This is a genomic window from Cellulomonas sp. (assembly GCF_015234515.1).
In the GTDB taxonomy this organism is placed as follows: Bacteria; Actinomycetota; Actinomycetes; order Actinomycetales; family Cellulomonadaceae; genus Cellulomonas.
In genome coordinates, this window is record NZ_JADGMY010000029.1 from 1 (window position 1) to 18,242 (window position 18,242).

Here is an 18,242-nt window from a genome sequence, read left to right on the forward strand (position 1 = left end):
CGCGAGCCCATCTCGCTGCACACGCCCCTCGGTGAGGACGGCGACAGCGAGTTCGGTGACCTCATCGAGGACTCCGAGGCCGTCGTCCCCGCGGACGCCGTGAGCTTCACCCTGCTGCAGGAGCAGCTGCACCAGGTCCTCGACACGCTCTCGGAGCGCGAGGCCGGCGTGGTCTCCATGCGGTTCGGCCTCACCGACGGCCAGCCCAAGACCCTCGACGAGATCGGCAAGGTCTACGGCGTGACGCGCGAGCGCATCCGCCAGATCGAGTCGAAGACGATGTCGAAGCTGCGTCACCCGTCGCGTTCGCAGGTGCTGCGGGACTACCTCGACTGACAGTCACCGTGCACGTCCACGAGAGCCCGGCCCCACCAGGGGCCGGGCTCTCGTCGTTGCTCACGCCGCCTGCTGTGAGCGCTGACGCACGGCGAAGGCCCCGGACCGTGGTCCGGGGCCTTCGGGGTTCGTGGTGGTTCGCTCGTCAGCCCGCAGCCGCGCCGGGGCCTGCCCCGTGCTCTGCGAGCAGGCGGTCCGTCTCGTCCTGCACGTGCGTCGCGACGCTCGCGAACTTGGGTGCGTGCTCCCGTGCGTGGTGCGCGCAGAACAGCAGCTCACCGACCGGGAGCACGACGCGGACGTAGGCCTGGGCGTTGCAGCGGTCGCAGCGGTCGGCAGCTGTCAGCGGGGTCCTGGATTCCATCGTCGTCCCTGTCACATCTCCATACAACCACCCGCTCAGCGGTTCCATGCCCTCAGGAACGGGTGGTTCGCTCTCTGCGTACAAGATCGTGACGCGCCGTCACGTGTTCGTGATCCCCGCGCAACGTGACGTGGCGCACGCATCACGGTCCCGACACGCGCGCTCGAGCACCGGCCGGGCGCCCGCGCGGCATGGCGAGGCGGGTCACGCGGACGCACGCGGTTACCATCGGCGCCGTGACGACGACCTCCGCCCAGGCGGGCTACACCGCGCGGCACCTCTCGGTCCTCGAGGGCCTCGAGGCGGTGCGCAAGCGGCCCGGCATGTACATCGGTACGACCGACAGCCGCGGCCTCATGCACTGCCTCTGGGAGATCATCGACAACTCCGTCGATGAGGCCCTGGGCGGGCACGGCGACCGGATCGAGATCGTGCTGCACGCGGACTCCTCGGTCGAGGTCCGCGACAACGGGCGTGGCATCCCCGTGGACGTCGAGCCGAAGACCGGCCTGACCGGTGTCGAGGTCGTCCTGACCAAGCTGCACGCCGGCGGCAAGTTCGGCGGCGGCTCGTACGCGGCGTCGGGTGGGCTGCACGGCGTCGGCGCCTCGGTGGTGAACGCGCTGTCCGCGCGCCTCGACGTGGAGGTCGACCGTGGTGGGCGCACCTACCGCATGACGTTCCACCGTGGTGAGCCCGGGGTGTTCGACGACCGGGCGGGCGTGAGTCCCGACTCGCCGTTCGAGCCCTTCGTGCAGGGTTCCGAGCTCGCGGTCGTGGGCAAGGTCGCCAAGGGCGTCAGCGGGACGCGTGTGCGCTACTGGGCCGACCGGCAGATCTTCCCCAAGAGCGCCGTCTTCTCGTACGACGAGCTCGTCACCCGCGCGCGGCAGACCAGCTTCCTCGTGCCGGGTCTGGCCATCACGCTGCGGGACGAGCGCCGTGTGCCCGGGACGCCCGGTGAGCACGGTCCGCACGAGGAGACGTTCCTGCACACGGGCGGCGTCGTCGACTTCGTCGACCACCTCTCGCCGGACCCCGCGGTCACCGACACGTGGACCCTGCGGGGCCAGGGGACGTTCACCGAGACCGTGCCCGTGCTCGACGACCGCGGTCACATGACCCCGCAGGAGGTCTCGCGCACGTGCGAGGTCGACGTCGCGGTGCGGTGGGGCACGGGGTACGCGACCGAGGTGCGCAGCTTCGTCAACATCATCGCGACGCCCAAGGGGGGCACGCACCTCGCCGGTTTCGAGGCGGCGCTGCTCAAGACCGTGCGGGCCCAGGTGGCCGCCAACGCGCGGCGCCTGAAGATCTCGGCGAAGGACTCGTCGTCGGAGCGGGTCGAGAAGGAGGACGTGCTGGCGGGGCTCACGGCCGTCGTCACGGTGCGGCTGGCCGAGCCCCAGTTCGAGGGTCAGACGAAGGAGGTCCTGGGCACCGGGCCCGTGCGCGGCATCGTCGCGCGCGTCGTCGAGCAGGAGCTCACGGCCGTCTTCACGTCCTCCAAGCGGGACCACAAGGCACACTCGGCGCTCCTGCTCGACAAGGTCGTGGGGGAGATGCGCGCGCGGGTGTCCGCGCGCAAGCAGAAGGAGATCTCGCGCCGCAAGAACGCGCTCGAGTCGTCCTCGCTGCCCGCCAAGCTCGCGGACTGCCGCATCGACGACGTCGCGCGCAGCGAGCTGTTCATCGTCGAGGGCGACAGCGCGCTCGGTACCGCCAAGCTCGCCCGCAGCTCGGACTTCCAGGCGCTCCTGCCGATCCGCGGCAAAATCCTCAACGTCCAGAAGGCGTCCGTCGGCGACATGCTGAAGAACGCCGAGTGCGCCGCGATCATCCAGGTGGTCGGCGCCGGGTCGGGCCGCACGTTCGACCTCGAGGCCGCGCGCTACGGCAAGATCGTCCTGATGACCGACGCCGACGTCGACGGCGCCCACATCCGCACGCTGCTGCTGACGCTCTTCTTCCGGTACATGCGCCCACTCGTGGAGGACGGGCGGGTGTACGCCGCGGTGCCGCCGCTGCACCGCGTCGAGGTCATCGGTGCCGGGTCGCGCAAGAACGAGTACGTCTACACCTACTCCGAGGCCGAGCTCACGAGCACGCTGAAGAAGCTCGACCGCGCCGGCAAGCGGTACAAGGACGACATCCAGCGCTACAAGGGCCTGGGGGAGATGGACGCCGACCAGCTGGCCGAGACGACCATGGACCCGCGGCACCGCACGCTGCGGCGGGTGCGCATCGGGGAGGCCGAGGCGGCGGCCGCGCACGTCGAGAAGGTGTTCGAGCTGCTGATGGGCTCCGACGTGGCACCCCGCAAGGACTTCATCGTCGCCAACGCCCACGCCCTGGACCAGTCGCGGATCGACGCCTGACCGGCACCGCCCTGCGGCCGTCGCGCGCCACGCATTTGCGGTGGACCGGCCTCCCGCCCTCACGTCACGCTGGGCGCCATGACCGACACGACCGTGCCCCTGGCCCAGCGAGCGGCAGCGCCCGACCAGCTCCCGTTGCCCGCCGTCGGGCTTGGCCTGACGTGGCGTGCCGCCGGCACCGACGACGCGGCCGCCCTCGCAGCGCTGCGGGGGCGGTGCCAGGAGGCCGACGGGCTCCCGTACCGGACGTCCGTCGAGGAGGTCGCCGAGGAGCTGGAGCCGACGTGGCGCGACCTGCGGCTCGACACCCTCACGGGGCTCGACGCCGACGGGACCGTGCGTGCGTGGGCCCAGGTCGACACCGCGCCGGGTGACGAGCGCGTCGTCCGCGCGTTCGTCGAGGGGGACGTCGACCCGGCCTGGCGCGGCCGAGGCATCGGGACCGCGCTGGTCGCCTGGTCGCAGGCCCGCGCGCGGCAGGTGCTCGCTGCCTCCGGCAAGGAGCTGCCCGCACGGATCGCCACGTTCTGCGACGACTCGACACCCGACGTGGCGCGTGTGTACGAGGCTGCCGGGTTCACGCCCGTCCGGTACTACACGCACATGCGGCGGCCGCTCGACGCGCCCCTTCCCGACGTGCCGCAGATCGACGGCCTCCGTGTCGTGCCGTGGTCCCCGGAGCTCGACGACCAGGTCCGCCTGACGCACAACGACGTGTTCGCGGACCACTGGGGCTCCGAGCCGCGCACCCCTGAGCAGTGGCGCGCCGCGCGCGCGATGTTCGCGCCGACGTGGTCGTTCGTCGCGCTCGACGACGCCGACCAGGTCGTCGGGTACGCGGTCTCGGCGCGCTTCGAGCACGACTGGCCCGCGGCCGGCTACCCGTCCGGGTACACCGAGCTCCTGGGCGTGCGGCGTGAGTGGCGCGGCAGGCGCGTCGCCGTCGCGCTGCTGGCGGACGTGATGCGTGCGTACGCGGCCGACGGGATGCGGTACGCGGAGCTCGAGGTCGACACCGACAACCCGTCGGGCGCCCACGGGATCTACGCGGGGCTGGGCTACGAGGTCGCCCACTCGTCGACCATGCTGACGATCGAGCTGTGAGCACCGGCGCGCGACGGGACTGTGAGATCGGGCGGGACGGGCTCGCTCCGGCACGTCGCGACGTCCGGGACGGTTAGGGTCTGTGGACATGACCGACGTGCTCGACCTGCAGGACGTGACGATCCGCCGGGGGGCGACGACGATCCTCGACTCCGTGACGTGGCGGGTCCAGGACTCCGAGCGGTGGGTGGTGCTGGGCCGCAACGGCGCCGGCAAGACCACCCTGCTGCAGGTGGCGTCCGGTCGGATGCACCCGACCTCGGGGACCGCGACGCTGCTCGGCGCGCGCATGGGCGCCACGGACGTGTTCGAGCTCCGGCCCCGGATCGGCTTCGCCAGCGCGGCTCTGGCCGACCGGATCCCGTCGGGCGAGACCGTGCGGGACGTCGTGCTGACCGCCGCCTACGGCGTGACGGGCCGCTGGCGCGAGGAGTACGAGACCGTCGACGAGGCACGGGCGACGGACCTGCTCACGGCGTTCGGCGTCGAGCACCTCGCGGAGCGCTGGTTTGGCACCCTGTCGGAGGGGGAGCGCAAGCGCGTGCAGATCGCCCGCTCGCTCATGAGCGACCCCGAGCTGCTGCTCCTCGACGAGCCGGCCGCGGGGCTCGACCTCGGGGGACGTGAGGAGCTCGTCGGCGCGCTGGCCGAGCTCGCGCGCGACCGGCGTTCTCCGGCGCTGGTGCTGGTGACGCACCACGTCGAGGAGATCCCCCCGGGGTTCACGCACCTGCTCCTGCTGCGAGCGGGGCGGGTGTTCGCCGCCGGGCCGATCCTCGAGACCCTGACCGCGGAGAACCTGTCCGGTGCGTTCGACATACCTCTGGGCCTCGACCACGTCGACGGCCGTTGGGCTGCGCACGCCACCGGGCGGGCCACGGTCTGATCGTGGCCGTACCGTGACGCGCCGACCACAGGTTCGCAAAGCGATCACATAGGATCGCTTGACGGACGACGACGACTGCGGAGGTGGCGGCCATGGGATGGCTCTGGTGGGTCGGGGGAGCCCTGACGCTCGGCATCCTGGAGATGCTGTCGCTGGACCTCGTGCTCGTCATGTTCGCGGGCGGAGCCCTCGCGGGAGCGCTGGCCTACGCGCTCGGCGCGCCCGTCGCCGTGCAGATCCTCGTCGCCGCGCTCACCTCGATCGTGCTGCTGGTGGCGTTGCGCCCCTGGCTGCTGCGTCACCTCAAGGGCCGGGTGGACCTGCCGGAGACGAACGCCGCGGCGCTCGTCGGGCGGCCGGCCACGGTGGTCTCCACCGTCGACGGCACGACCGGGCGGGTGAAGCTCGTCGGCGAGGTGTGGACCGCGCGGACCGCGGACGGCGGCTCGTTGCCGCCGGGTACGGCGGTGACGGTGACGAAGATCGACGGCGCGACCGCGGTGGTCAGTCCTGCGGCCGCCACAGCCCCGGGTGACACGGCGGCCCCCGGCGTCGCGCCCGCCTGACCGAGACCGACCGAGACACCGACCCGGGCCCCCGGGTCACCGTGGCCGTCCCGGTACGGGCGGCAGAACTTGCGGAGGTGCCATGAACGACGGCCCCGATGTCGGCCAGATCGCCCTGATCGCCGTCCTCGTCCTGGTCCTGATCTTCGTCGTCGTCGCCCTGGCCCGCGCGGTGCGGATCGTGCCGCAGGCCGTGGCGATCATCGTCGAGCGGCTGGGACGGTACAACAAGACGCTCGACGCAGGCCTGCACCTGCTGATCCCGTTCGTGGACCGTGTGCGTGCCAGCGTCGACCTGCGCGAGCAGGTCGTGTCATTCCCGCCGCAGCCGGTCATCACGTCCGACAACCTCGTGGTGAGCATCGACACCGTCATCTACTTCCAGGTGACGTCGCCGAAGGACGCGGTCTACGAGATCGCGAACTACATCACCGGCATCGAGCAGCTGACGGTGACGACGCTGCGCAACGTCATCGGGTCCATGGACCTCGAGCAGACGCTCACGAGCCGCGACCAGATCAACGGCCAGCTCCGCGGTGTGCTCGACGAGGCGACCGGCAAGTGGGGCATCCGCGTCAACCGGGTCGAGCTCAAGGCGATCGACCCGCCCGCCTCGGTGCAGGGCTCGATGGAGCAGCAGATGCGTGCCGAGCGTGACCGGCGCGCCGCGATCCTCACGGCCGAGGGCGTCAAGCAGTCCGCGATCCTCACGGCCGAGGGCGAGAAGCAGTCGGCGATCCTGCGGGCCGAGGGTGAGGCGCAGTCGGCGATCCTGCGGGCCGAGGGTGAGGCGCGCGCGATCCTGCAGGTCTTCGACGCGGTGCACCGCGGCGACGCCGACCCCAAGCTGCTCGCGTACCAGTACCTGCAGACCCTGCCGAAGATCGCCGCGAGCCCGTCGAACAAGATGTGGTTCCTCCCGGCCGAGCTCAGCGGCGCACTCGGGTGGCTCTCCAAGGGTTTCCAGGGCGGCTCGGGTGACGACGGCGACTACCCGACGCGTCCGGCGGGAAGCTCGCCCATCGCGGACGGTGACCTGCCGCCCGTGTCGCTGACGGACCCGGGCGAGGCGCTGGCCGAGGCCCGACGCGAGTCGGCCGCGGCCACGGCCGATGCGACGAGCGCCGGCACGCTCTCGGGTGTGCCGTTCGACCCGTCGGCCGAACGGGGTCAGCGACCCGGTGCGGGTCCGGCGGCGCCGCAGCAGCCGACGTACGGGTCGCCGACCGCAACCCCGCGGCCGGACCCGCAGCAGGACGCCCCGCCGCGCGACGACCCCCGTCCGCCGGCACAGCCGACGCCCTGACGCCCGTCCGCTCGCCCGCCGCCGGCGTCCCGTCCCCGGGGTGCCGGCGTCGGGCTGTCCGCCCTGCGCGGAATGGTGGTGCGCACCGCGGTCGGGGGCGGCATCGTGTACCTGCCGCGGTCCGGTTGCTGGGGGTCCGGGCACCTCGTCCACCGGCGCACCCCGCCGCCACGGAAGGGCTCTGACCCATGCTGGTAGGTCTGCTCCGGGAGCACCTGCGCCCGTACCGGGCTGCCGTCGTCGCCGTGCTCGCGCTGCAGCTCGTGCAGGTGATCGCGTCGCTGTGGCTGCCGAGCCTCAACGCCGACATCATCGACGACGGGGTGGCACAGGGTGACACGGCGACCATCTGGCGGCTGGGCGGCGTCATGCTGGCGATCAGCCTGGTGCAGGTCGCCGCGTCGGTCGCGGCGGTCTGGTACGGCGCTCGCGCCGCGATGGCGTTCGGGCGCGACGTGCGTGCCCGCCTGTTCGCGCAGGTCCAGTCCTACTCCCAGCAGGAGATGGGCCGGTTCGGTGCCCCGACGTTGATCACCCGCACGACGAACGACGTCCAGCAGGTGCAGATGGTCGTGTTCATGACGTTCGTGTTCCTCGTCATGGCCCCGCTCATGCTCATCGGCGGCGTCGTGATGTCGTTGCGCGAGGACGTCGGCCTCTCGGGGCTGCTGCTGGTGGTGGTGCCGGTGCTGGCGGTGGTCATCGGGCTGATCGTGTCCCGCATGGTGCCGTGGTTCCGGCAGATGCAGAAGCGCATCGACGCGGTCAACCGGGTCATGCGCGAGCAGCTGTCCGGGGTGCGCGTCATCCGGGCGTTCGTGCGCGAGCGCCAGGAGCAGGCGCGGTTCGAGGTCGCCAACACGGACCTCTACATCGCCTCGCTGCGAGCGGGCCTGCTGTTCGCCCTCATGTTCCCCGTCGTGATGCTGGTGATGAACCTCTCGAGCGTCTCGGTCGTGTGGTTCGGGGCGCAGCGGGTGGACGCCGGGGAGATGCAGATCGGGTCGCTGATCGCCTTCCTCAGCTACATCATGTTCGTCCTCATGGCCGTGATGATGAGCTCGATGATGGTCGTGATGGTGCCGCGGGCCATGGTGTCGGCCGACCGCATCGGTGAGGTGCTCGACACCTCCACCACGGTCCGGGCACCCGACCGGCCCGTCGCGTTCCCGACCGGCGCGGACGCACGTCCGGGGCTGCTCGAGCTGCGCGACGTGGAGTTCCGCTACCCGGGGGCCGAGGACGCGGTGCTGCGGGACGTGTCGTTCGTCGCCGAGCCCGGCCGGACGACCGCGATCATCGGCTCCACGGGCTCCGGGAAGACGACGCTGCTGCACCTCGTGCCGCGGCTCTACGACGTGACAGGGGGGCGCGTCCTCGTCGACGGCGTGGACGTGCGGGACGCCGACCCGGCCGCGCTCGGCGCCCGGATCGGGTTCGTGCCGCAGCGGCCGTACCTGTTCACCGGGACCGTGCGCAGCAACCTGCAGTTCGGCAGGCCCGACGCGGACGACGACGAGCTGTGGCACGCGCTCGAGGTCGCGCAGGCGCGCGACTTCGTCGAGGCACTGCCCGAGGGGCTGGACGCCCCGGTGGCGCAGGGCGGGACCAACCTGTCCGGCGGTCAGCGCCAGCGCCTCGCGATCGCGCGCGCGCTCGTCCGACGCCCGAGCATCTACCTCTTCGACGACTCCTTCTCCGCGCTCGACTACGCCACGGACGCGGCCCTGCGTGCCGCCCTGGCACCCGAGACGCGGGACGCCACCGTCCTCGTCGTGGCGCAACGCGTCGCGACCATCCGGTTCGCCGACCGGATCCTCGTCCTCGACGAGGGTCGCGTCGTCGGTGACGGCACCCACGACGAGCTCCTCGCGTCGAACGAGACGTACCAGGAGATCGTGTACTCCCAGCTGAGCGCGCAGGAGGCGGCATGAGCGCCACGGCGAAGGAACCGCGCGCCGGCAGTGCCGCACCCGCGGGTCCGCCCCCGGGCGGCCCGCGCGGCGGCCACATGGGGCCAGGGCTCGGTATGCCCGGGCAGAAGTCGATGGACTTCCGGGGTTCCCTGCGCCGCCTGCTCACCGTGCTGCGCCCCGAGCGCGCACGGCTCGTCGCGGTCCTGGTGCTGGGCACGTTGTCCGTCGCGGCGGCGGTCGCCGGACCCAAGCTGCTCGGCAACGCCACCGACGTGCTGTTCGAGGGCGTCGTCTCGCGCCAGCTCGGGCAGGTCGTCCCGGCGGGCGCGTCGCAGGCGCAGGCCGTCGAGGCGCTGCGGGCCGCCGGGCAGAACCAGCTCGCCGAGCTCGTCGGCGGCATGGCGCAGCTGACCGTCGGGGCCGGCGTCGACTTCGAGCGCCTCGGCTCGATCCTGCTCGTCGTGCTGGCCGTGTACGTCGCGGCGTTCCTCTTCGCCTGGCTCCAGGGCCGATTGACCGCACGCGCGGTGCAGAACACCGTCCGCCGGATGCGGTCGCAGGTCGAGGAGAAGCTCGCGCGCGTCCCGCTGTCGTACTTCGACCAGCAGCCGCGCGGCGAGCTGCTCTCCCGCGTGACCAACGACATCGACAACGTCGCCCAGACGGTGCAGCAGACCCTGTCGCAGCTCGTGACCTCGGTGCTCACCGTCGTGGGGGTCCTGGCGATGATGTTCTGGATCTCCCCGCTGCTGGCAGTCGTCGCCCTCGTCACCGTCCCGCTGTCCGTCGTCATCGCCGCGGCCATCGCCAAGCGCTCGCAGCCGCAGTTCGTCGAGCAGTGGGCCTGGACCGGCAAGCTCAACGCGCACATCGAGGAGATGTTCACCGGGCACGCGCTCGTGACCGTCTTCGGGCGTCAGGAGGAGGCCGCCGCGACGTTCGCCGAGCGCAACGAGCGGCTCTACGAGTCGTCGTTCCGGGCGCAGTTCATCTCCGGGATCATCCAGCCGGCCCTCGGGTTCGTCGCGAACCTCAACTACCTCGTGGTGGCGGTGGTCGGCGGCCTGCGCGTCGCGTCGGGCACGATGACGCTCGGTGACGTCCAGGCGTTCATCCAGTACTCGCGGCAGTTCACGCAGCCGATCACGCAGATCGCGTCCATGGCGAACCTGCTGCAGTCGGGTGTCGCGTCGGCCGAGCGCGTCTTCGAGCTCCTGGACGCGGACGAGCAGTCGCCGGACCCCGCGCAGCCGGTCGCCCTCCCGGCCCGCGTGCGGGGGCGGGTCGCGTTCGAGGACGTGTCGTTCCGTTACGAGCCCGACACCCCCCTGATCGAGCACCTGTCGGTCGTCGCGGAGCCCGGCCAGACCGTCGCGATCGTCGGGCCGACCGGCGCGGGCAAGACCACGCTGGTCAACCTCGTGATGCGGTTCTACGAGGTCGACGACGGGCGGATCACGCTCGACGGCGTGGACACCCGGGACCTCACGCGCGACGCGCTGCGCTCCCAGATGGGCATGGTCCTGCAGGACACGTGGCTGTACAAGGGGACCATCGCGGAGAACATCGCCTACGGCGTCGACGACGCGACGCACGTGCAGATCGTCGAGGCCGCCGTCGCGACGCACGTCGACCGCTTCGTGCGGACGCTGCCCGAGGGGTACGAGACCGTCCTGGACGACGAGGGCGGGGCGGTGTCCGCAGGCGAGAAGCAGCTGCTGACGATCGCGCGCGCGTTCCTCGCCGACCCGGCCATCCTCATCCTCGACGAGGCGACGTCGTCCGTCGACACGCGCACCGAGGTGCTCGTGCAGCACGCGATGAACGCCCTGCGCGTGGGGCGCACGTCGTTCGTCATCGCGCACCGCCTGTCGACGATCCGCGACGCGGACGTCATCCTCGTGATGGAGCACGGGCAGATCGTCGAGAAGGGCAGCCACGGCGAGCTCCTCGCGGCGGGCGGGGCCTACGCGCGGCTCTACGAGAGCCAGTTCGCCGCCGCGGTGGCCCCTGTCGACTGACGCGGCACGCGTGGCTGGTGGTCGACGGTCGGTCACGTCGACGGTCGATGAGGGGCGTCGCCCCTGACCCGAAGGTCCCACGGGGGCCTGCCGGCTGCGACGTAACGTCGAGTGGGACGACGTACCCGCCACGCGACGAGAGGGTCGACCCATCAGCTCCACCGCAGCCGCCGCACCCACGCACCGGACGCCGGGACCGAACCGTGGGAGCGGGCTCCCGCGTGCGGAGCGGCTACGCCGCCCGAGCCGACAGACCATCGGTCTGGTCGTCGGTCCGGTGCTCGCGGCGATCGTCGCCTGGGTGATGCCGGACATGCCGCCCGAGGCCGCGGGTGCGCCCGCGTACGCCGGGGCGGTGACCGCAGCGACGCTCGTCCTCATGGGCGTGTGGTGGATGACCGAGGCGCTGCCGCTGGCCGTGACCGCCCTGCTGCCGCTGGTCGTGATGCCGGTCGCCGGCGTCGCGCCCGTCGCGGACGTCGCGGCGCCCTACGCCAACAAGGTCATCTTCCTGTTCCTCGGCGGGTTCGTCCTCGCCATCGCGCTGCAGCGGTGGGACGTGCACCTGCGCATCGCCCTGGGGGTGGTGCGCCTGGTGGGCACCGCGCCGCGCCGCCTGGTGCTGGGGATGATGGTGGCGACCGCGCTGCTGAGCATGTGGGTGTCGAACACCGCGACGGCCGTGATGATGCTGCCCATCGGTGTGTCGGTGCTCGCGCTGCTGGGGCGTGAGCGCGGCGGCGTCGACGCTCGCCTATCCGCCGCACTGATGCTCGGCATCGCGTACGCCGCCACGATCGGGTCGTTCGGCACGATCATCGCCAGCCCGCCCAACGCGCTGCTCGTCGGCTACATGTCCGAGACGTACGGCATCGAGATCTCCTTCGGCGAGTGGATGGCGGTGGGGTTGCCGCTGTCGGTGGTGTTCCTGCTGATCGCGTGGCTGGTGCTGACCCGTGTGGTCTTCCGGATCGACCCGGAGCCCTTGTGCGACGACGACTCGGTGGTGAGGGCGGAGCTCGCCAGGCTCGGGCCGATGGGACACCCGCAGCGTCGCGTCGTGGTGGTCTTCGCACTGGCGGCGCTCTCGTGGATCGCGCTGCCCCTGGTCTGGCGCGGTACCCCGGTGACGGACGAGGTGGTCGCGATCCTCGTCGCCGTCCTGCTGTTCCTGCTGCCGTCGGGCGACGACTGTGGCGGCCGGCTGCTCGACTGGTCGGACACGCGCGAGCTGCCGTGGGGCATCCTGCTGCTGTTCGGCGGCGGGCTGGCGCTCGCGTCGCAGATCACGTCGTCGGGCCTGTCGCAGTGGATCGGTGAGCGGGCGAACGGCCTGGACGGCCTGCCGACCGTGCTGGTCGTCGCGGTGGTCTGCCTGCTGACGGTGGCGATGACGGAGTTCATGTCGAACACCGCGACCGCCGCGACCCTCCTGCCCATCATGAGCACGGTCGGGGTGGCCCTCGGCTACGGGCCGCTGCTGCTCGCGGTCCCGGTCGCCCTGGCGGCCGGGTGCACGTTCATGATGCCGGCGGCCACGCCGCCCAACGCCATCGCGTACTCCTCGGGATACGTGCGGGTTCCCGACATGATCCGGGCGGGGGCGCCGCTGAGCGTGGCGTCCGTGCTGCTGGTGACGCTCACGGTCACGACCCTCGCGTCGTGGGTGCTGGGGATCCCTGCCTGAGAATGAGAGTCTGTGCACCGGTGCGACGACGCCCGTCCTGTGGCGTGGTCGCCGACCGCTTCGTCCCCATGTCCTGAGGAGCCGTATGACCGCCCAGCCGAACCCGTCCGCCGCCGTGGCCAGTGCGGCCGCCGCCGATCCCGCGGTCGCGCACCGCACCCGGACGCGCACGGTGCAGCTGCTCGACGCCGCCGGCACGCCGCTGGCCGGGGCGTCCGTCACGGTGGAGCAGACGGGTCACGGGCTCGGCTTCGGGTGCATCGGGTTCGACGAGGTGCACCGTGCGGCCCGTCGGCTCGCCGGCAAGCCGTTCACGGCGGCGGAGGAGGAGCTGCACGAGCGGCTCGACGCGCTGTGGTTCGACCTGTTCGACACCGCGACCCTGCCGTTCTACTGGGGCACGTTCGAGCCCGAGGAGGGCAAGCCGCGCACGGCTGCGCTGCGTGCCGCGGCCGAGCACTTCGTCTCACGCGGGGCCCGCGTGAAGGGCCACCCGCTGGTGTGGCACACGGTCGCCCCGCAGTGGCTGGTGCCCAAGCCTGACGACGAGGTGCTGCGGCTCCTGCGCGCCCGCGTCCAGCGGGACGCGTCGGAGTTCGCCGGGCTCGTCGACACGTGGGACGCGATCAACGAGGTCGTGATCATGCCCGTCTTCACCAAGGACGACAACGCCGTGACGCGCGTCGCCAAGACCGTGGGCCGCGTCGGGATGGTGCGCCTGGCGTTCGAGGAGGCGCGGGCGGCCAACCCGTCGGCGACGCTGCTGCTCAACGACTTCGACATGTCCGCGGACTACGAGCACCTCATCGAGGAGTGCCTGGCCGCCGGCATCCGCATCGACGCGCTCGGTCTGCAGAGCCACATGCACCAGGGCACGTGGGGCAAGGAGAAGACGCTCGACGTGCTCGAGCGCTTCGGCCGGTTCGGTCTGCCGCTGCACTTCACGGAGATCACCCTGATGTCCGGGGAGCTCATGCCCAAGCACCTGGACGACCTGAACGACCACCAGGTCGAGCAGTGGCCCAGCACGCCCGACGGCCTCGAGCGCCAGGCGCAGGACGCCGTCGAGCTCTACTCCACGCTCGTCGCGGACCCGCGCGTGCAGGTCATCACGTACTGGGGGCTCTCGGACCACGGCATGTGGCTCAACGCACCCGGCGGTCTCGTGTTCGCCGACGGGACGCCCAAGCCGTCGTACGACGCGCTGCGCGGCCTGATCCGCGGGCAGTGGTGGCTCGCGCCGACGACCGTCACCACCGGCGACGACGGGCGTGTCGCGATCAGCGGGATGCCCGGACGGTACGTCGTCGAGGTCGACGGCGTCCGCCACGAGGTGGCGCTCGGCGACGACGGGACGGACGTCGTCGTGCGATGAGCACGCCGGACGTGCCGCCGTCGGGTCCCGGGCCCGCGGCCGCCCGGCCCCGTCTGGTGCGCGACCGCACCACCGTCGGGCTCTACACCCCGTACGTCGCGTGGGGGTGGGTCCTCTACTCCTTCAACCCGTCGGTCCCGCTGCTCGCCGACGAGCTGCGCATCAGCGGCGCGCAGGCCGGGCTGCACGGCACGGCGATGGCCGCGGGGTCCCTGCTGGCCTCCGGGGTCGTGCCGAGGTCGGTGCGCAGGGTGGGGCGCCGCGGCACGATCGTCGTGCTGGCGCTCCTCGTGGCGGTCGGCGTGGCCGGCCTGGTGCTGGCGCAGTCGCTGCCGTGGACGCTCGGATCGATCCTCGTGGCGGCGCTCGGCGGGTCGGGCGCCATCGCCGCCGTGCAGGTCGGGCTCGCCGACCACACCGGTGCGGCCGCGTCGGCGGCCATCACGGAGGCCAACGGCGTCGGCTCGTCCGTGGGACTCGTCGGGCCGCTGGCCGTCGGGGCGTGCGTCGCCGCCGGCTGGGGGTGGCGTCCGGGTGTCGCGGTGGCGATCGTGCTCGGCGTCGTCGCGGCCGTCGTCGTCGCCCGGTTGCCGGACTCCACGGCCCTGCCCGCGCGGCGCCGCCGTGGAAGGCCCCCGGTGCCCGAGCCCGCGGCTCACGACCAGGTGGCCACCGCGCCGCAGGACGCCGACACCCCGCACCGCCGCGGGCTGCGCCCGTCGACGCTGTTCCTCGCCGCGCTCGTCGCCGCGGTCGCGCTCGAGAACGCCACCACCTACTGGGCGGCCGACCTCGTCGTCACCCGCACCGACGCGGGTCCCGGCATCGCGACGGCCACCACCGCCGGCTTGGTGGCCGGCATGTCCGCCATCCGCTTCGTCACCGGGCCGCTGTCGTTGCGGGTCGCACCGGTGCACGTGCTCGCCGCGTCGTTCGTGGTCGCGATCGGCGGGTGGGCCGTGCTGTGGACCGCGACCGACGCGCGGGTCGCGCTGGCCGGGCTCGTGCTCGCCGGCATCGGCTACGGCGCGCAGTACCCGCTGTCGATCGCCCTGCTGCTCGCCGTGACCCCGGGCCGTCGTGACCGCGCGCAGGCGCACGCGACGCTCGCCGGGGCGCTCGCGCTGGGCGTGGCGCCGTTCCTCCTCGGGGCGCTGGGCGACGCGGTCGGCGCGCACCTCGCGTTCCTCGTCGTCCCGGTGCTCGCCCTCGCGGGTGCCGTGGCGGCCGCGGCGGGTGGACGGCTCGCCCGACGCGACGGATCCGCGAGCGTCCTGACCCGTGCCTGAGCACGCGGCTGCGGGCCCCGCACGTGCGGCGGTGCGACGAACGTCACCGGCGTCGGTCGTCCAGCCGGCACGGTCTGGCGACGATGCTTCTGCTATGCCCTCCGCGTCGACCACCGTGTCGTCCCCTGCGCGCGCCCGGTTCGTGCGCGACCGCCTGACGCTCGGCCTGTACACCCCGTACGTCGTGTGGGGCTGGTTGCTGTACAGCTTCAACCCCTCGGTGCCGCTCCTGGCCGACGAGCTGGGCGTCACCGCCGCTCAGGCAGGCCTGCACGGGACCGCGATGGCCGTCGGCGGGCTGGCGACCGCGCCGCTGACGCCGCGCGCAGTGCGGCACTTCGGTCGGCGCGCGACGATCGTCGCCGCCCTGGTGCTGGTCGCCGTGGGCGTCACGGGCCTGCTGCTCGGCCCCACCCTGCCGTGGACGCTGACGGGCATGTTCGTCACCGCGGTGGGTGGGAACGTGATGATCGCCTCCACGCAGGTCGGGGTCGCGCAGCACACGGGTCCCGCCGCGTCGGCCGCGATCACGGAGGCGAACGGCGTGGGCTCGTCTCTCGGTCTGATCGGGCCGATCGCCGTCGGCGCGTGCGTCGCGGCCGGGTGGGGCTGGCGCCCCGGCGTGGCGGTGACGGCAGGCCTTGCCGTGGTGACGGCGCTGCTCGTCAGCCGGCTGCCCGCGACGCCCGCGCTGCCGCGGTGGCCGGGCAGAGCCGGACGTGCGGCCGCGGCGGACGGCGCCGTCACAGGACGTGCGGACACGGCGGACGGCGTGCCCGGGCCGAGCGCGCGGGACAGCGCTGACGTCGACGCGACCCTCGACAGGTCGGCACCGGACGCGCCCCGCGTCTCACGTCACGCCGCCCCGCTGTTCCTCGCAGCTCTCGTCGCCGCGACCGCGCTCGAGAACGCGACGACGTACTGGGCGACGGACCTCGTGCTCGCGCGCACCGACGCCGGGCCGGGCATCGCGACGGCGACGACGGCCGGACTCGTCGCGGGCATGTCGGTCATGCGGTTCATCGTCGGACCGCTGTCGCTGCGGGTGCACCCGGCGCACCTGCTCGCGGCCTCCTTCGCCATCGCGATCGCCGGGTGGGCGCTGCTGTGGACGGCGACGGACGTCGGGGTGGCCCTGACGGGCCTGGTCGTCGCGGGGTTCGGCTACGGCGCGCAGTACCCGCTGGGTGTCTCGCTGCTCCTGGCGGTGTCGCGCGGGCATGCCGACCGCGCGCAGTCGCACGCGACGCTCGCCGGCGCGCTCGCGATCGGTGTCGCGCCGTTCCTGCTGGGCGCCCTCGCCGACGCGTTCGGCACGCACCAGGCGTTCCTGCTCGTGCCGGTCGTGGCCGCGGTGGGTGTGGTCGTCGCGGTCCTCGGTGCCCGGGTCGTGCGTCACCCGGCGCGGGCCGACCTGGGATGATGGCGCGGTGCTGCGCCCCGACGTCCAGTCCGTCACCGACCGCGACGACCCTCGGCTGACCGACTACGTCGGGCTGACCGACGTCGCCCTGCGCACCCGGGTCGAGTCCGCGAACGGCCTGTACATCGCCGAGAGCTCGACGGTGCTGGGGCGTGCGCTGCGCGCGGGACACCGCCCGCGGTCCGTGCTGCTCGCACCGCGCTGGCTGCCCGACCTCGAGCGGATGCTCGCGGACACCCCCGGCGACGAGTCCGTGACCGTGTACGTCGCGGCCGAGCCGGTGCTGGAGGCCATCACCGGCTTCCACGTGCACCGCGGCGCTCTCGCGGCGATGCACCGGCCCACGCTGCCGGCCGTCGCGGACGTGCTGGCGTCGGCGCGCCAGGGCGCCGGGGCCAGGCGCGTCGCGGTGCTCGAGGACCTCGTCGACCACACGAACGTCGGGGCCGCCTTCCGGTCCGCCGCGGCGCTGGGGGTCGATGCCGTCCTCGTCACGCCGCGCTGCGCCGACCCGCTGTACCGGCGGTCGGTGCGGGTGTCGATGGGCACGGTGTTCCAGGTGCCGTGGACGCGGATCGACCCGTGGCCCGAGGGGATCGTGACGTTGCGCGAGGCGGGGTTCGTCACGGCGTCGCTCGCGCTGTCCGACGACGCGGTGACGCTCGACGACCTGGTCGCGGACCCGCCCGAGCGTCTGGCGCTGGTGCTCGGCACCGAGGGGGACGGGCTCAAGCCCGCGACGGTCGCGGCGGGGGACCTGACGGTGCGGATCCCGATGGCCGGGGGAGTGGACTCCCTCAACGTCGCGGCGGCCGCGGCCGTGGCGTTCTGGGCGACCCGGGTCTGAGAGGAGCCCCCGGGCCGCCCGACGCTCAGGACCCGTCGCGCAGGTCGCCCAGGCGGGTCGGCGTGAAGCTGATCCGGTCGAACGTCACCGCGCACCCCTCGCCAGTGGGCGACTGGCCCTCGAAGCCGACCGTCACCGCACCCTGCGGGTCGTCCAGCGCGAAGTGCCGGACCAGCGACCAGCGCGTGCCGTCGAGCGACGCGTGGTACGCGTACGCGGCGCCGATGCGCGACACGCGCAGCCACACCTGGTTGCCGTCGACCGCGAACCCGTTGGCGTCGTCCGACACGCCGCGCGTGACGACGGAGACGATGAGCGGGACACCGTCGGGCGAGTACTCGAAGCAGAGCTTGCCCCAGTGCCGGTCGTCGACGTGCAGCAGCAGCACGCCGGCGTCGAACGTCGCGGCGAAGTCGACCGTGACGCGAGCGGTCAGCTGGAAGTCGCCCGCCGGCGGGGTGCCCAGCAGCGTGGGGGCGTTGAGGACGCCCTCGGAGTCGGACGAGATGCCGTCGCGCGGGTCGAGGAAGACGTCGGTGCGCGGCGGTGCGGTCACCCGCACGGTGCCCGGCACGTCGTCCACCACCCACGCGGAGCCGGCCGAGGGCACCAGCGCGAAGGGGACGGCGGGCACGTGCAGGGGGGTCGTCATCGTGGATCTCCTGGGTGTGGTGGGCGGGCCGGTCGCGGGGCCCGTCGAGGGGGCCGCGCCCGGCGCAGGCGTCAGCATCGCACCGGGCGTCG

15 protein-coding genes are annotated in these 18,242 nt (G+C 72.9%); 13 read left to right on the plus strand and 2 right to left on the minus strand.

Features of this window, described 5'->3' with window-relative positions:
* On the plus strand, positions 1–336 hold a 336-nt coding region (locus IR158_RS16015; protein WP_291814573.1), incomplete at its 5' end, for a sigma-70 family RNA polymerase sigma factor.
* A gap of 145 nt (positions 337–481) precedes the next feature.
* On the opposite strand, the gene IR158_RS16020 is transcribed toward IR158_RS16015, so the two are convergent.
* Positions 482–700, minus strand: a complete 219-nt coding sequence (locus IR158_RS16020) for a hypothetical protein (RefSeq protein WP_291814576.1) — start codon at positions 698–700, stop codon at positions 482–484.
* 236 nt (positions 701–936) lie between these two features.
* Here IR158_RS16020 and IR158_RS16025 point away from each other — a divergent pair, with 236 nt between their 5' ends.
* From IR158_RS16025 to IR158_RS16080, 12 genes are all read left to right on the plus strand, one after another.
* A complete protein-coding gene (locus IR158_RS16025; RefSeq protein ID WP_291814578.1) occupies positions 937–3,078 on the plus strand; it encodes a DNA topoisomerase IV subunit B in 2,142 nt (713 codons plus the stop codon).
* A 78-nt stretch (positions 3,079–3,156) separates the two neighbouring features.
* Entirely contained in the window at positions 3,157–4,182 is a 1,026-nt protein-coding gene (locus tag IR158_RS16030) for a GNAT family N-acetyltransferase (protein ID WP_291814580.1), read from the plus strand.
* A gap of 88 nt (positions 4,183–4,270) precedes the next feature.
* Positions 4,271–5,068 carry an ABC transporter ATP-binding protein gene (locus IR158_RS16035; protein ID WP_291814582.1) on the plus strand — a complete coding sequence of 266 codons (798 nt, stop codon included), beginning with the start codon at positions 4,271–4,273 and terminating at the stop codon, positions 5,066–5,068.
* A gap of 92 nt (positions 5,069–5,160) precedes the next feature.
* Positions 5,161–5,634: an NfeD family protein gene (locus tag IR158_RS16040; protein ID WP_291814584.1), complete on the plus strand. Its 474-nt coding sequence runs from the start codon at positions 5,161–5,163 to the stop codon at positions 5,632–5,634.
* Positions 5,635–5,716: 82 nt separating this feature from the next.
* Entirely contained in the window at positions 5,717–6,940 is a 1,224-nt protein-coding gene (locus IR158_RS16045; RefSeq protein ID WP_291814586.1) for an SPFH domain-containing protein, read from the plus strand.
* Positions 6,941–7,128: 188 nt separating this feature from the next.
* Positions 7,129–8,874, plus strand: coding sequence for an ABC transporter ATP-binding protein (locus IR158_RS16050; RefSeq protein ID WP_291814587.1), 1,746 nt, complete (start codon positions 7,129–7,131; stop codon positions 8,872–8,874).
* On the plus strand, positions 8,871–10,877 hold the full coding sequence (locus IR158_RS16055) for an ABC transporter ATP-binding protein (RefSeq protein WP_291814589.1): 2,007 nt from the start codon (positions 8,871–8,873) through the stop codon (positions 10,875–10,877). The genes IR158_RS16050 and IR158_RS16055 overlap by 4 nt, the downstream gene beginning before the upstream one ends.
* Positions 10,878–11,154: 277 nt before the next feature.
* The gene (locus tag IR158_RS16060; RefSeq protein WP_291814591.1) at positions 11,155–12,564 is read left to right on the plus strand and encodes a DASS family sodium-coupled anion symporter; all 1,410 of its coding nucleotides are present in this window, start codon (positions 11,155–11,157) and stop codon (positions 12,562–12,564) included.
* A gap of 85 nt (positions 12,565–12,649) precedes the next feature.
* Positions 12,650–13,939: an endo-1,4-beta-xylanase gene (locus IR158_RS16065; RefSeq protein ID WP_291814593.1), complete on the plus strand. Its 1,290-nt coding sequence runs from the start codon at positions 12,650–12,652 to the stop codon at positions 13,937–13,939.
* Complete coding sequence (locus tag IR158_RS16070) at positions 13,936–15,228, plus strand: sugar MFS transporter (RefSeq protein ID WP_291814595.1); 1,293 nt, start codon at positions 13,936–13,938, stop codon at positions 15,226–15,228. The genes IR158_RS16065 and IR158_RS16070 overlap by 4 nt, the downstream gene beginning before the upstream one ends.
* A 94-nt stretch (positions 15,229–15,322) precedes the next feature.
* Entirely contained in the window at positions 15,323–16,651 is a 1,329-nt protein-coding gene (locus IR158_RS16075; protein WP_291814597.1) for a sugar MFS transporter, read from the plus strand.
* Positions 16,652–16,658: 7 nt separating this feature from the next.
* The gene (locus IR158_RS16080) at positions 16,659–17,498 is read left to right on the plus strand and encodes an RNA methyltransferase (protein ID WP_291814599.1); all 840 of its coding nucleotides are present in this window, start codon (positions 16,659–16,661) and stop codon (positions 17,496–17,498) included.
* Between the two features lie 25 nt (positions 17,499–17,523).
* Here the strand turns inward: IR158_RS16080 and IR158_RS16085 are convergent, their stop codons facing one another.
* Positions 17,524–18,150: a DUF1349 domain-containing protein gene (locus IR158_RS16085; RefSeq protein WP_291814601.1), complete on the minus strand. Its 627-nt coding sequence runs from the start codon at positions 18,148–18,150 to the stop codon at positions 17,524–17,526.
* Between the last annotated feature and the right edge of the window lie 92 nt (positions 18,151–18,242).

Excerpts from the sequence above, each read along its gene's own strand:
- IR158_RS16020 (WP_291814576.1), bottom strand. The coding sequence starts at position 700 with ATGGAATCCAGGACCCCGCTGACAGCTGCCGACCGCTGCGACCGCTGC.
- IR158_RS16030 (WP_291814580.1), top strand. The coding sequence starts at position 3,157 with ATGACCGACACGACCGTGCCCCTGGCCCAGCGAGCGGCAGCGCCCGAC.
- IR158_RS16035 (WP_291814582.1), top strand. The coding sequence starts at position 4,271 with ATGACCGACGTGCTCGACCTGCAGGACGTGACGATCCGCCGGGGGGCG.
- IR158_RS16040 (WP_291814584.1), top strand. The coding sequence starts at position 5,161 with ATGGGATGGCTCTGGTGGGTCGGGGGAGCCCTGACGCTCGGCATCCTG.
- IR158_RS16045 (WP_291814586.1), top strand. The coding sequence starts at position 5,717 with ATGAACGACGGCCCCGATGTCGGCCAGATCGCCCTGATCGCCGTCCTC.
- IR158_RS16050 (WP_291814587.1), top strand. The coding sequence starts at position 7,129 with ATGCTGGTAGGTCTGCTCCGGGAGCACCTGCGCCCGTACCGGGCTGCC.
- IR158_RS16055 (WP_291814589.1), top strand. The coding sequence starts at position 8,871 with ATGAGCGCCACGGCGAAGGAACCGCGCGCCGGCAGTGCCGCACCCGCG.
- IR158_RS16065 (WP_291814593.1), top strand. The coding sequence starts at position 12,650 with ATGACCGCCCAGCCGAACCCGTCCGCCGCCGTGGCCAGTGCGGCCGCC.
- IR158_RS16070 (WP_291814595.1), top strand. The coding sequence starts at position 13,936 with ATGAGCACGCCGGACGTGCCGCCGTCGGGTCCCGGGCCCGCGGCCGCC.
- IR158_RS16075 (WP_291814597.1), top strand. The coding sequence starts at position 15,323 with ATGCCCTCCGCGTCGACCACCGTGTCGTCCCCTGCGCGCGCCCGGTTC.
- IR158_RS16085 (WP_291814601.1), bottom strand. The coding sequence starts at position 18,150 with ATGACGACCCCCCTGCACGTGCCCGCCGTCCCCTTCGCGCTGGTGCCC.